This window comes from Paenibacillus mesophilus (genome assembly GCF_005938385.1).
Taxonomy (GTDB): domain Bacteria; phylum Bacillota; class Bacilli; order Paenibacillales; family NBRC-103111; genus Paenibacillus_AB; species Paenibacillus_AB mesophilus.
The window spans coordinates 287,419-301,349 of record NZ_VCRA01000004.1 but is presented as its reverse complement, the minus strand read 5'-3'; the positions used below and the strand labels follow the sequence as shown (position 1 = coordinate 301,349).

The window sequence follows — 13,931 nt, the reverse complement described above, 5'->3', positions numbered from 1 at the left end:
TCGATGTTAAATAAATTATTAAGGAATAATGGTTTCTTATTATTAATATTAATATCTATAATATGTCTCTATGTTTATAGAGATTTCATTACACTTTCAAAGCTCTATGTATATCTTGATTGGGGCTGGGACACATATGGTAATTATTGGGCGTGGTATGCGTATTTAATTGATTGGGCAAAAGCTGGATTTCCAATGTGGAATTTTAAAGGGGGGATTGGTTCTAGCATCTTTTCAGTTTCTAATTATATTTTTGATCCATTCAATCTATTTTATATTTTTTTGAGCAAAAAAATACTTGCCTATATGTTTCCTTTTGTATTTATTGCAAAAATAATACTTTCCGCATTATTTTTCTATTACTATTTAAATATTATGGGATTTCAACGGAAAACATCTTTAATCGTTTCTTTGTTTTATGCTTTTAATGGTTATATGATTTTATGGGGACAGCACTATCAGTTTGTTAATATAGTTCTCTACGCGCCATTACTGTTATACGCTCTTGAAGCGCTAATACAGCGGTCAAGGTGGATAATGTTCACCATAATAATTGCATTGACCGCTATTTATAGCTATTATTTTTTTTATATGATTTCAATTTATCTTCTTTTATACGCTATTGCACGGTATATACTAATAAACGGGTTTAATTATAAAAAATTAAGTTCATTTTTATTGAGATTTGGAGCTAGCTATACACTAGGCGTTGGATTAAGTGCAATCATTTTATTTCCTTCGGCGTATTCTGCGTTAACTAGTCCCAGAGTCGGTTATAATATTAACTTTTCTTTGAAGCCGGCGAGCTTAGTTGAGTATATTAGTATTTTGGGACGATTGTTCTCAAATGATACGCTTGGAACGAATTATCAATTTGTTGGATATTCAAATTATTATGAATCCCCTCAGCTGTACTGTGGATTACTTACTTTATTGCTTATTCCACAGTTGTTTAAAGCTTTTGGCCGTAGAGAGAAAATTATTTATGGGGGTTTAGGCGGAATACTTTTTGCTGCTATTTTAATTCCTTATGGATCTGTTATATTTAATGCATTTAGTGCACTGACTTATCGCTGGTCATTTGTACTTATTCTTTTTGAACTTATTATGCTGGCGTCTGCTGTAGATTTTATACTTAAAGATAATAAATTTGTTCATCAAAAAATATTGAGATACTCTTTAGTGATTTTATGTAAAATTCTTTTAATAATATTTATAATGCGACTAATATTTAGAATTATTAATGAGAAATTAGTAATTAATTCATTAGAAATTTTGCAAGGATTAATGTATAGTACCGCAAAGATCTTTATCGTAATAATGATTTTCCTTTATTCGTACTATTTTATAACTAGTCTTTACTCAAAAAACAAATTAAGTAAAAGATTATATGTAGGATCAGTGATATTTATTGCTTGTTTAGAGTTAGCTATTTTCAGTAATATAACTGTAAATAAAAGGGAATTGGTTAGTCCAAATTATATCACTAACCGTCAAGGTTACTTTGATTATACCAGTGAGGCCGTGAGTTATTTACAAAAAGAAGATAATAGTTTTTATAGATTGGAAAAATCTTTCATTTCGGCAACTCCCAATGAACCATTATTTCAAAATTATTATGGAACAACAGTGTATAGTTCTCTAAATAATCCTTCATATGTAGATTTTGTGAGAACAATTGGAGCTAGCACTGGCAAAGCAGATAGGGTCGTAGATGGATTCAAGGATCGTATTAGTATTCAAACTTTGTTAGGAGTTAAGTATTATTTAAGTAAAGAACAAGATGATAAACCTTTTGGGTATAGCTTTATGGCAAAGTTTGGAGATTTGTTTCTTTTTCGTAATAATATGTATCTCCCACTGGGCTATACGTATAATTCTTATATCACAGAGGAAGAGTTTTCGAAATTATCTGTAGAAGAAAAAGATAGAACGCTGCTAAAATATTTTATTTTGAAAAATGAAAATATGTTACCTGAGAAATATAAACAATTAAATAAATATAATAGTCAATTGGAAAAATCAACAACATTACCTGCATCAAATGTAAGTTTAGAGTATAGTAAATTGACTTTTGGAAGCAATATGAAGGTAATTGAACAAGGACAGTCAGTAATAAAATTTACTGCAACTGACAGTGACCCTATGATTTTTATCCCACTTAAAGAAAAAATTTCTGATTCTAAAATTAAAATTTCATTTGAAATATCAAGCTTAGTACCAACTACAGGCCAAATATTCTATGCAATAGCTCCAAATGATTTCAAAGAATATAAATCTAAAAAGTTCAGTATTCATCAAGGAACATCGAAATATGAAGTTGACTTGGGTCTCATAAGTTTAGATCAACTTCGAGTAGATATCGGAGAGATTCCGGGAGAGTATGTTTTAAAAAATATACAAGTGACTTACTCACCTAGTACTGAATATGTAAGCGATGTGGAAAATTTAAGGAAAGATTCACTCAATGTTGATTATTTTTCAGATGATTATATTACAGGTCAAATAAAGGTATCGGAGAACAAATTATTAGCTTTATCAATTCCGTATGATAAAGGATGGAGAATATTTGTAGATGGTATTGAAGAAAAAATTATTCCTGTAAATGCAGGTTTGTCAGGAGTATACTTACCAAAAGGTGATCATGCAATAAAATTACAATATACACAGCCGGGCTTATTGCAAGGAGTAGTTGTAACTGTAATATCATTACTTATATTCTTAACTTTTTATTTTAGGAAATATTTATTATTAAAGAAAAGAAAATAAATCAGTGAAAACTATCCATTTACAATATGTAACAGTTAATACTGCTTTGGTATCATTGCTGACATGCGAAGTTTAGATATGAGCGAGGTATGTAAAGGAAGAGGCTCTTTCAAAAAGAGTGGATGAAGCAATGCCTTGTTGCAAACTGCCCACTGCCAGCAATTATGTATAAAGAACCGAGTATCTTTTGTTTCACCTTAGATAAGCGGTATCCCTTTCGGCTAGATTGTCGTCAAAGGGCCGAGGCATTACAAAGAGGTGAAGCTTCAACGCTTTGTGAAGTTCGAATCGCTGTCCTAGACCAATGACATGACCGAGTCAGCTAGCTTTGTTTTCTGGACGCTGAGTTGTCTCTTGTTTAAAGAAATTACCATTAGGAGATTGAAAAGTGGATATTAATATCTCTATTGTTGTTCCGGTTTACAATGGGGCAGAGAGCTTATTTGAATTACATCAAAGAATAAAAATTGTTTTAGAAAGTTTAAGCTTGTCATATGAAATAATCTTAATCAACGATAATAGCAAAGACAATAGCCTTAGTGTAATGAAATCACTAAATCAACAAGATCCAAGGGTAAAAATCATTAGTTTAATGAAAAATTTCGGCCAGCATAACGCGATCATGTGTGGATTTAATCATGCAGAAGGAAACTACATTGTCACCATGGATGATGATCTTCAGAATCCGCCAGAAGAAATTCCAAGATTACTTGCAAAAGTTCAAGAAGGATATGATGTAGTTATTGGAAAACCCTTAGAGAAAAAACATGCAGCTTATAAAAACTTTGGTAGTTTTCTAATTGGAAAAAGTTTCGAAAAAATATTTAAGAAACCAAAATCATTAAAAATGTCTAGTTTCCGAATTCTTCATAGATCTATAGTTCAGAATATCATTCAATCTAAAACACCAAATCCTATGATTGATGCACTAATACTTAGTAATACATTAAATATTATTAATGTTGAAGTAAGACATGATGAAAGGAAATTTGGGAATTCAGGATATTCAATTTCTAAAAGTGTTAAACTAGCATTTGATTTACTAATTAATTATTCAACGATACCCTTGCGGTTTATAACGCTCAATGGTTTCTTTTTTGCTATAATTGGTTTAATGGTAGCAATTTATGTTGTATTAGGTAAAATATTCGGGACAATTAGTATAACGGGATGGGCGTCTACAATTGCTCTTATAAGTATTTTTTCTGGATTAACTTTAATGTCTTTTGGGATTGTTGGAGAATATCTGGCTAGAATCATCGGGGAAGTATCTAGTTTTAAACAATATGTTATTAAGGAATCATCTTACGACCAAGACTACATTTAAGAAGAGGGAGTGTTTAATATAGATAATGATAATACATTTAATTGGAGGTTAACACCTTGGGATAGTCGAGTATTTGGATACCCTACATCAGAGGTTCTCGATATTAGATATATAGATAAATTATCCGATATTTTTAAAATGATTGATAGGAAAAATTATGAAAACAATATAAAATTAACTTATTTTCGTCATGACTCTAATGACCAATATTTAAAAGGCATAGCATTGGATAATGGATTTAATATTACTGAGTTTTCTAGTTTTCTATGTACATCAAGCATAATGATATTAGCAGAATTCCTAAAGGAAGATTGTCACTAGAATTTCATAAAGCAAAAGAAAGCGACATCCCAGAGATAAAGAATATAGCATCCCAGTCATTTGAGCATGGAAGATTTCATGAAGATCCCAGGATAAATAGACAACTTGCTCAACAAAGATATGAAAATTGGATTGACGATCTGATTGTCAATACTGATTTCTATATTTTTTATCTAAAAGATAAAGTAGGAGGCTTTTTTGTGGGTAAATATGTTTCACTTTATATGTGAGAAAGAAGGTGTGAAAAAAATATCGAATCTCATTTCAGGCTCAAATATAGCACAGAGGCCCAACCTGTAAAGGATATTGCGGATTATGATCAAGTCTGGCGCCATTTGAATTTTGCAGAGTACCCGATTTACTTTCATGCAGAGCATCCGCGAACGATTTGCGGTACATGTAACACAGCATTCTAAGGGTAAACGTGCCTTGGGCAGTCGAACCGCGTGCAGGATTCACCATGTTGTTCGATGCATGGATTATCACAATGGCCAAGGATATGCCGATGAATGCGGTCAGCCGCATCGTGAAGGAAACCGACAAGCGTCTTTGGCGGATATTGCATCATTACATGGATAACGCAATTGCTGTCCAGGATTTGTCTTACGTCACGAAAATCAGTACCGATGAAACCTCCGCGAAACGAGGGCAAGACCCCAAATGCTGTGGAGATTGTATTCGCTGATAAATTTTCGTTATCTTCTATTAATGCAAGGACTCTAAATGAAAAATCCGATGATGGATTAAAGAAACTTGCTATTCATTTTTATAATGACGCGTTTTGGTTTAATCAAATGGCATGTTCATCTCCAAGGTTAATTGTATGGGTAGGAAATAAGCATGAGATAGAAAATGCAAAGCTAAGATTCTGGAATAGTGTAGAATCCTTATTAAGGGAGAAGCAGTATAAATCTGAGTCTAGCGTTAGTATTTCCCGTATGATTACTGCTTTTGGGTATGCGATTCAGGGATTTGTCGATAAATTATCTACACGAGGTACGACCCAACCTTACAGAGTTCATATGAATTTAGAAGCAATAGATGGACAATTAATGAGAGACCAGCATTGTGGTGGAGGCTTATTTATAGAAACTGAGGTTAAGAGCCTGAATGAATTGATCTCTATAGTTCAATCTAAAGACCAAACAATGTCGGTATTTGGATTTAGCCAAGAAAAATTAAAAGAATTTGCTTGGGAATTAGCAGGATTGGGTATTGATAGAATTGTACCTATTGGACAAGCATTAACTTTTAATAGTGTCTGGGATGGTTATGATTTGATGACGTATTTTACTAAAGAGGTATATGTATTAAAATAATAAATTAAGAGTGGAGAATTCCATTGGGGTACCTGTATATCGCAGGAACGATATTATTCACTGTATATGGACAGTTGATTTTAAAATGGAGGGTTAACAAATATGGTAGCCTTCCGATTGATCTGGTAGACAAAATTACATTTTTACTAAAGCTTCTACTTGATCCATTTGTTTTATCCGGCTTTATAGCAGCTTTCGTTGCATCAATTTTTTGGATGGCAGCTATGACCAAATTTGATATTAGTTTTGCATATCCATTTATGAGTTTATCTTTTGTGTCTGTCTTTGTTCTATCTGTGCTTCTTTTTAAAGAACCTGTTACATTGTATAAAATATTAGGGTTGGGGATAATTGTTGTTGGAATTATTATATCGAGTAGATCTGCCTGATTAAATCTTGTGATAGATATTTTTTGCCAAGGAGATATATAGAATGATCCCTTTTAATATTCCAGCTTTAACTGGAAACGAAGAGAAATATATATTAGAAGCTTTTAGGAATCAAAAACTATCAGGCGATGGTGATTTCACTAGGCGTTGCCATAAATGGTTTGAAGATAACTTTCTAACGCAAAAAGCTTTATTAACTACATCTTGTACCCATGCTCTCGAAATGGCCGCTATTTTAGCTGGGATTGAAGAAGGTGATGAGGTTATTATGCCTTCATTTACCTTTGTTTCTACGGCTAACGCTTTTGTTTTAAGAGGAGCGAAAATTGTATTTGTTGATATTCGACCTGATACAATGAATATAAATGAAAAGTTAATAGAGGGTGCAATTACAAAAAAAACTAAGGCGATAGTTCCTGTCCATTATGCAGGAGTTTCATGCGAAATGGAAGAAATATCAAAAATTGCATATCGATATGATTTGCTTGTAATTGAAGATGCAGCACAAGGTGTAAATAGCACTTATAATCAAAAATATTTAGGTACCCTTGGCCATATGGGATGTTATAGTTTTCATGAAACTAAAAACTATAACTGTGGTGAGGGAGGAGCTCTGCTAGTTAACGATGAAAGATTCATTGAACGCGCAGAAATTATTAGAGAAAAGGGAACCAATCGTTCGAGGTTTTTTAGAGGTCAAGTAGATAAATATACCTGGGTCGACCTAGGATCATCTTATTTACCTAGCGAAATAAATGCAGCATTTTTATATGCACAACTCGAGATAGCTAATGAAATCAACAGTAATAGGTTGAAAAGTTGGTATCATTACTTTGAAGGTCTGAAACCTTTGCAAGAAGAAGGTTTTATTGATTTACCTTATATACCGCAAAACTGTGAGCATAATGCACATATGTTTTTTATTAAAGTAAAAGACTTAGAAGAGAGGACTAAACTGATAGAATATTTGAAACAAAAGGGCGTTCTAAGTGTGTTTCATTATATTCCTCTTCATAATTCAGAAGCTGGCTTGAAGTATGGGAGATTTCATGGACCTGATCTTTTTACAACTCAAGAAAGTGAAAGACTAGTAAGGTTACCGATGTTCTATAATTTAAGTGAAGATAACCTTACGAAAGTTATTGAATATATCAATAATTTTTTTAGGAAAGTCCAATGATTTCGCAAAAACTTAACCCAAATTGAGGTGTAACAATGAAAGGAATAATACTAGCAGGTGGAACTGGTTCACGTTTGTATCCTTTAACTAAAGTAACAAATAAGCATCTTCTTCCTGTCGGAAAATACCCAATGATTTTTCATTCTGTATGCAAGCTTAAACAAGCCGATATTCAAGATATCCTAATAGTAACCGGAAAAGATCATATGGGGGATGTTGTTAATCTACTCGGCAGTGGTAAAGAAATGGGTGTCACATTTACCTTTAAAGTTCAAGATGAAGCAGGTGGAATTGCCGAAGCACTTGGTTTAGCAGAGCATTTTGTAGGTAATGATAAAATGGTTGTTATCCTTGGAGATAATGTTTTTAGCGATAATATTTTTTCCTATGTTCAGAATTTTAGAGAGCAAGGTCAAGGTGCTAAAATATTAATTCAAGAGGTTCATGATCCTCAAAGATATGGTGTACCAGAACTGGTTGGAAATAAAATAGTATCAATTGAAGAGAAACCAAGAGAGCCAAGAAGCAATTATGCAGTTACGGGTATTTATATGTATGATAGTCAAGTATTTGATATTATCAAGACATTAAAACCCTCAAGCCGCGGAGAATTAGAAGTTACTGATGTGAATAATGCCTACATCGAGAAGGAACTGCTTACTTTTGATGTATTAAAGGGTTGGTGGACAGATGCAGGAACTCACGCTTCTCTTGTAAAAGCAAATGAATTAGCAAAGGACCTTGTTTTCGGCGAAGAGTTCGGTAAGCTTAAACTCTGAGAGGAGATTCATTAGTGGAAATCAATCAAACGACTCTTGATGGAGTTTTCATTATTAAATCAAAGATCAATGAGGATCAACGTGGTTTTTTTATGGAAAGCTACAATAAATTAAAATTTCAACGCCTAGGGGTAAATTTCGATTTTGTGCAGGATAATCATTCCCTCTCTGTAACAAAGGGAGTACTTAGAGGGCTTCATTATCAATTAATTCCAAAAGCACAGACGAAGTTGATAAGGGTTATTGCCGGTTCCATCTTTGATGTTGTAGTTGATATTCGGAAAGCTTCAGCTACATTTGGACAATGGTATGGTGTTACATTAAGCAGTGCAAATAAAATGCAACTTCTAGTTCCTGCTGGGTTTGCGCATGGATTCTGTACGCTAGAGCCAAACACTGAGGTTCTATATAAGGTAGACGAGCATTACTCACCAGAACATGACAGAGGGATTTTGTGGAATGACCCTGCAATTGGTATACAGTGGCCAACAATAAGTCCGCTATTATCGGAAAAGGATCAAAAGTACCCTTTACTTAAAGATGCGGAAATCAATTTCTAAAGCTTGGAGTAAAGGAGATTTTAATGGATTACAAACAACTTTTTTTAAATATTTTTAGAAAGAATATAAATTATCAATTTTGGATCTTACTGAGTGCTATATTCTTAATCATTGTTTGTTTTTTTCCTTTTCTTACTGGTGAATGGTTATTTGTGTATAAAGGTTTGGGTGTTGATTCTCTATGGGAATTTTGGCCTTTAAAAGATATTTCATTAGAATGGCTACGATCTTATGACAAAGGCGGGTGGATTTGGGAGTTAGGATTAGGAACGAATATATTTTCAATACAACCACATTTATTTGATCCCTTTAATCTAATTCTTTTATTATTTTCAAGCGAGAATATACCTGTTGGATTTTTGATTGTAGCAATAATAAAATTGTGTCTTTCAGGAATATTATTCTATTTTTGTATCTTAGGACGAGGTTACTCGAATAAAGTTGCAGCATTAATTGCATTAATTTTTACTTTTAATGGATATGCAATATTATGGAGTTGCTTAGATGTACAGCTAACTGTATTTTTATTAACGACTGGTATAATATATGGATATGAGCGATATCGCAGAATAAAAAAACCAAGTGTTCTTGTATTCTTTACAGCCCTACTAGCAGCAATTTCGGCGTATTATACTTGGATGACTGCAATCTTTATGATTATATATGTTTGTCTAGACGCCTTAACGTCAAAAACATTTGTCATAGCGATTCGTCATATTATGATAACAGCAGCGTGGGGCTTTTGTGGAGTTTGTTTAGCCGCTGTTTCGTTTATTCCTAGTGTGCTTGTTTTGTTGGATAATCCAAGAGTATCAGGCTCAATTTTACCTAGTTTAAAGCTTGCCACAGTTTATGAGTATGCCGCGATGCTATTACGTGGGATGAATACCTGGATTTTAGATCCAAAGCTTATCCCTGTTAGTCCTTTTAGTGGACCTCTATGGACAAGCAGTTTGTTAGCTCTTATTTGTCTACCACATCTATTGATAAAATCGCTACGTAATAGTGTTACTATTGCATCGTTTATTGTTTGTTTTTTTGGGATAATATTTTTGAATTTCACAATCCCTATTTTTAATGGGTTTAGTCAGGGTACTTATCGGTGGAGTTGGTATTTAATTATACCAATACTGATGGGAACTGCAAAAGTATGGTCGCATTGGTATCTTGAGAATCAACTAAGTCGAAAAGTATCTTTGGCAAGCTTGGGGACTGTCATTATTTTATGGTTCTTAAGTTTAACGTATATTGTTACAGAAAAGAAGTTTAATTTATTCACTTCTGAAAATTCGCAGATGATTTACTCTAATATTCTAGTATTATTCATATTAATTGGAATAGCATTATTAATAGTATTGCAAAATCGTTTAAAGAAAAATATATTTGTAACTTTAGTTACTGTTATTGTGATATGGGAAGTGGGAGTTACCTCAACACTGACACTTCAATCTAGAGCTCCCTTAAGTTCAGATGAACTTAGTAGTACTTATTTTGATGGTACACCTGAAGCGATCAAAGCTATTTCAGATATAGATAATGATTTTTATCGTGTGGATAAAAATTATCAATCAGTATTTTTGGATGATGCATTAATTCAAGGCTACAAGGGAGTAAAAACTTATTTATCTAGTAATAACCCAAATTATTTTTCTTTTAGTCAGATCATGGGCGCTAAACCAAACTATAATTTCATATATGGTTTTAATGGTAGAGAGAGAGCTCTTACATTTCTGGGAGTGCGGTATTTGCTTTCCCGAGAGAATACTGAAATACCAGGTTTTCAAATGATAAAAAAGGAAAATGATATTTATATATTTAAGAATCTGAATCCCCTTCCACTAGGATTTATTTATAATAAAAGAATTATTGACAGTGAATTCACTAAAGTTAGCACTGAGAAGAAAGAAACAATATTATTAAATGCTGCTGTTGTTCAATCGGGACTTGCAGAGCAGGTACCGATAATAAATACTGAGTTAGATACTGATATCAAAACAAGTGTGGATAACCTAAAATCAACATCATTTACATTATCGTATATAGACAGAAATGATGTGTATGGAGAAGTAGATATGGATAAATATGGGATGCTATTTCTGTCCATTCCTTTTGATAGAGGTTGGAAAGCTTGGATAGATAATCATCCAGCGGATGTGCAAAATATTAATTTAGGTTTTAGTGGCTTGTTGTTGAGTCCTGGAAATCACAAAATTAAGCTACACTATACACCACCAGGTCTATTTGCAGGAATGGTTGTATCAATTTTATGTGCACTGATATTGTTTGTAAGGAAAGTATATTCTTTGAGACATTCAAAATTAAATCAGCAGTATTAAAATTAAAGTATACAAAACCGGCTTTATTAGAAGATTTAACCTGTCAGTGAATATAATAAATAGAAATAAGGTTTTGCTCTAAGATGAGAACATAAACTTTAAAAAATAGGAGTCATATGCATATGAAACTACTAGTCACTGGCGGAGCCGGGTTTATCGGCAGCAATTTTGTTCATTATATGCTTAACCGTTACCCGAGTTATGAGCTCATGAATTTGGATGCATTAACGTATGCCGGCAATTTGGAGAACCTTACAGCCGTAGAAAATAACAGCAAATATACCTTTGTTAAAGGGGATATCGCTAATCAAGCGTTGGTGAACGGTCTTTTTGAGAAAGGGATTGATGCGGTTATCCATTTCGCGGCGGAATCGCATGTGGATAGGAGTATTCTGGAGCCAGATGTTTTTGTGAAGACGAATGTTCTTGGTACGCAAGTGCTTTTGGAGGCTGCGAAGAAATATGGGGTTCAAAAGTTTGTTCATGTTTCCACGGATGAAGTTTATGGAACTTTAGGGGAGACAGGGCTTTTCACGGAGGAGACTCCGCTTGCGCCGAATAGTCCGTATTCTGCGAGTAAAGCAGGATCTGATCTACTCGTTCGTGCTTACCACGAAACGTTCGGACTGCCAGTTAACATTACGCGCTGCTCGAATAACTATGGTCCTTATCAGTTCCCTGAGAAACTTATTCCCCTTATTATTGCTAACGCACTGGCTGATAAGCCGCTCCCGGTATATGGAGATGGACTGAATATTCGCGATTGGTTGTATGTTGAAGATCACTGCAGTGCCATCGATCTTGTTTTGCATAAGGGCGTCAACGGCGAAGTTTACAATATTGGCGGTAACAATGAAAGAACGAATATTCACATTGTACAAACGATTCTCCGCGAACTTGGGAAACCAGAGTCTCTTATTCAGTATGTGAAGGATCGACCCGGGCATGACCGTCGCTATGGAATTGATGCTGCAAAGATTAGTACGGAACTCGGATGGAAGCCTGTTCATCATTTTGAGACAGGGATTCATGAAACGATTCGTTGGTACCTGGACAATCAATCCTGGTGGAAACGAATCCAGTCCGGTGAGTATCAACAATATTTTGCGCAGCAATACGGCTCCCGCCTGGGTATCTGATATGAGAATATTGGTGACAGGAGCCAATGGTCAATTAGGACAAGACCTTGTTAAAATTCTGACAAGGGAGCAGGAGGTTCACGGTCTGGGAAGAGATCAACTGGATATTACAAGTGAAGATCAGTGTAATCGGGTTATTTCTGATCTTAGACCAGATGCGATTATCCATAGCGCTGCTTATACAGCTGTAGATATGGCTGAAACTGAAGAGGATCTGGCCTACAAGATTAATGCCTTCGGCACAAGGAATCTCGCGATCGCTGCTGAAAAAATCGGTGCTAAGCTATGCTATATCAGCACGGATTACGTATTTGACGGTACAGGCTCCAGGCCGTACAGGGAGTACGATCATCCGAATCCGCATAGTGTATACGGTAAGTCTAAGCGAGCAGGAGAGCAGTTGGTTCAATCGCTTTCTTCCCGATATTATATTGTGAGAACTTCATGGGTCTATGGTTTGTATGGAGCTAATTTTGTGAAAACGATGCTTAAGCTGGCTCAAGATCGAGACACATTGAAGGTTGTAAGTGATCAAGTTGGCTCGCCGACTTATACGGTAGATCTGGCCCGGTTCCTTGAGCAGCTTGTGCAGACCGAGAGATACGGTATTTACCATGCGTCCAATTCCGGGGTATGTTCGTGGTATGAATTCGCCAAAGCGATTTTTGAAGAGGCAGACATCGGTATAAACGTTAAGCCTTGTAAGACTGAAGACTTTCCACGTCCGGCGCCACGGCCGAAATATTCGGTCATGGATCATATGTCCATTCGTGTGAATCAGTTCGAAGACCTGCGCGATTGGCGAGAAGCATTAAAAGAGTTCTTGGACAAGAATAAAGAGGAAATCTTAAATGAGAACTGTTAGTGTTCATATTGTCACGTTTAACAGTGCTGAATATATAGTGGACTGTCTTGATGCAGTGTTGCACCAAGCTTATCCAATCGATCGTATTCTTGTTGTTGATAATGCCTCGACAGATGATACTTTGGAGAAGCTTCGTGCATATGAGGACAAAGTTCAACTTGTAGCCAATAAAAATAATCTCGGCTTTGCCGCCGCGCATAATCAATGTATTCATCTTTCGGCCAGCGACTTCTATCTCGTATTAAACCCGGATGTGACACTCCATCCCTATTATGTGTACAATCTTGTTGCTTTTATGGATAAGAATGCAAGGGTAGGAAGCGTCACTGGGAAGTTATTAAGAAGATCAGATGCAACCATGATTGACAGTGCAGGTCTACTTATCAATAAAGCCAGAAGGGCCTTTGATCTTGGGGCTCGACAGAACACCACAAAATGGGACGAAGTCTCCGAAGTATTTGGAGTCTCGGGGGCAGCAGCTCTTTACGCCAGGTCCATGGTTCAGTCCGTTAGTATGGACGGAGAATTTTTTGACTCCGACTTTTTTGCATACAAAGAAGATGTTGACGTGGCGTGGAGGGCACAGTTGCTGGGCTGGAATTCTTACTATGTGCCTAGTGCTATTGCATTTCATGAGCGAAGCTGGAAAGAAGGCAGTCGAGATAAACAGCCTGTTTTCATCAAACAACATTCCTATATCAACCGGTACCGTATGATGATTAAAAACGATCAATGGGTTTGGCTGCTAAAACACTTTCCGCATTTGCTTCTATTTGAAGTGGCAAGCATTATTTATGTCCTATTTAAAGAACCTTTTCTATTGAGAGCTTGGGTGCAATTATTTAAAGATTACAATAAGCTTCTTCGAAAACGAAAATGGATACAGGTCCAAAGAAAAAAGAAACTTCAACAAATATATAGTTTTTTCCAGTGAAGCTTCCAAATAC

Annotated in this window: 12 protein-coding genes and 1 pseudogene; all 13 read left to right on the top strand. The window is 35.1% G+C overall.

Annotation, left to right across the window (positions count from 1 at the left end; translation table 11 throughout):
- Positions 1-3: 3 nt before the first annotated feature.
- The 13 genes and pseudogenes from FE783_RS08995 (at position 4) to FE783_RS08935 (ending at position 13,918) form a co-directional block, all read left to right on the top strand.
- The gene (locus FE783_RS08995; protein ID WP_138879006.1) at positions 4-2,769 is read left to right on the top strand and encodes a YfhO family protein; all 2,766 of its coding nucleotides are present in this window, start codon (positions 4-6) and stop codon (positions 2,767-2,769) included.
- A gap of 388 nt (positions 2,770-3,157) precedes the next feature.
- Positions 3,158-4,096 (top strand): glycosyltransferase family 2 protein, encoded by a 939-nt coding sequence (locus FE783_RS08990; protein ID WP_138879005.1) that lies wholly within the window; start codon positions 3,158-3,160, stop codon positions 4,094-4,096.
- A 266-nt stretch (positions 4,097-4,362) separates the two neighbouring features.
- Positions 4,363-4,647 (top strand): hypothetical protein, encoded by a 285-nt coding sequence (locus FE783_RS38230; RefSeq protein ID WP_238402952.1) that lies wholly within the window; start codon positions 4,363-4,365, stop codon positions 4,645-4,647.
- A gap of 48 nt (positions 4,648-4,695) precedes the next feature.
- Positions 4,696-5,072, top strand: a pseudogene (locus tag FE783_RS38935) (helix-turn-helix domain-containing protein); the annotation flags it as partial.
- Positions 5,073-5,082: 10 nt separating this feature from the next.
- A complete protein-coding gene (locus tag FE783_RS08975; protein ID WP_158301686.1) occupies positions 5,083-5,736 on the top strand; it encodes an acyl-CoA reductase in 654 nt (217 codons plus the stop codon).
- 23 nt (positions 5,737-5,759) lie between these two features.
- A complete protein-coding gene (locus tag FE783_RS08970) occupies positions 5,760-6,125 on the top strand; it encodes an EamA family transporter (protein WP_138879003.1) in 366 nt (121 codons plus the stop codon).
- A 43-nt stretch (positions 6,126-6,168) separates the two neighbouring features.
- The gene (gene rffA, locus FE783_RS08965; protein WP_138879002.1) at positions 6,169-7,305 is read left to right on the top strand and encodes a dTDP-4-amino-4,6-dideoxygalactose transaminase; all 1,137 of its coding nucleotides are present in this window, start codon (positions 6,169-6,171) and stop codon (positions 7,303-7,305) included.
- 35 nt (positions 7,306-7,340) lie between these two features.
- A complete protein-coding gene (locus FE783_RS08960) occupies positions 7,341-8,084 on the top strand; it encodes a sugar phosphate nucleotidyltransferase (protein ID WP_138879001.1) in 744 nt (247 codons plus the stop codon).
- Positions 8,085-8,098: 14 nt separating this feature from the next.
- Positions 8,099-8,644, top strand: a complete 546-nt coding sequence (gene rfbC, locus FE783_RS08955) for a dTDP-4-dehydrorhamnose 3,5-epimerase (RefSeq protein ID WP_138879000.1) — start codon at positions 8,099-8,101, stop codon at positions 8,642-8,644.
- A 23-nt stretch (positions 8,645-8,667) separates the two neighbouring features.
- On the top strand, positions 8,668-10,980 hold the full coding sequence (locus FE783_RS08950; protein WP_138878999.1) for a YfhO family protein: 2,313 nt from the start codon (positions 8,668-8,670) through the stop codon (positions 10,978-10,980).
- 122 nt (positions 10,981-11,102) lie between these two features.
- The gene (rfbB, locus tag FE783_RS08945) at positions 11,103-12,119 is read left to right on the top strand and encodes a dTDP-glucose 4,6-dehydratase (protein ID WP_138878998.1); all 1,017 of its coding nucleotides are present in this window, start codon (positions 11,103-11,105) and stop codon (positions 12,117-12,119) included.
- Between the two features lies 1 nt (position 12,120).
- Positions 12,121-12,984, top strand: a complete 864-nt coding sequence (gene rfbD, locus FE783_RS08940; protein ID WP_138879203.1) for a dTDP-4-dehydrorhamnose reductase — start codon at positions 12,121-12,123, stop codon at positions 12,982-12,984.
- Positions 12,971-13,918 carry a glycosyltransferase family 2 protein gene (locus FE783_RS08935; protein ID WP_138878997.1) on the top strand — a complete coding sequence of 316 codons (948 nt, stop codon included), beginning with the start codon at positions 12,971-12,973 and terminating at the stop codon, positions 13,916-13,918. Before rfbD ends, FE783_RS08935 begins: the two co-directional genes overlap by 14 nt.
- The last annotated feature ends 13 nt before the right edge of the window (positions 13,919-13,931 follow it).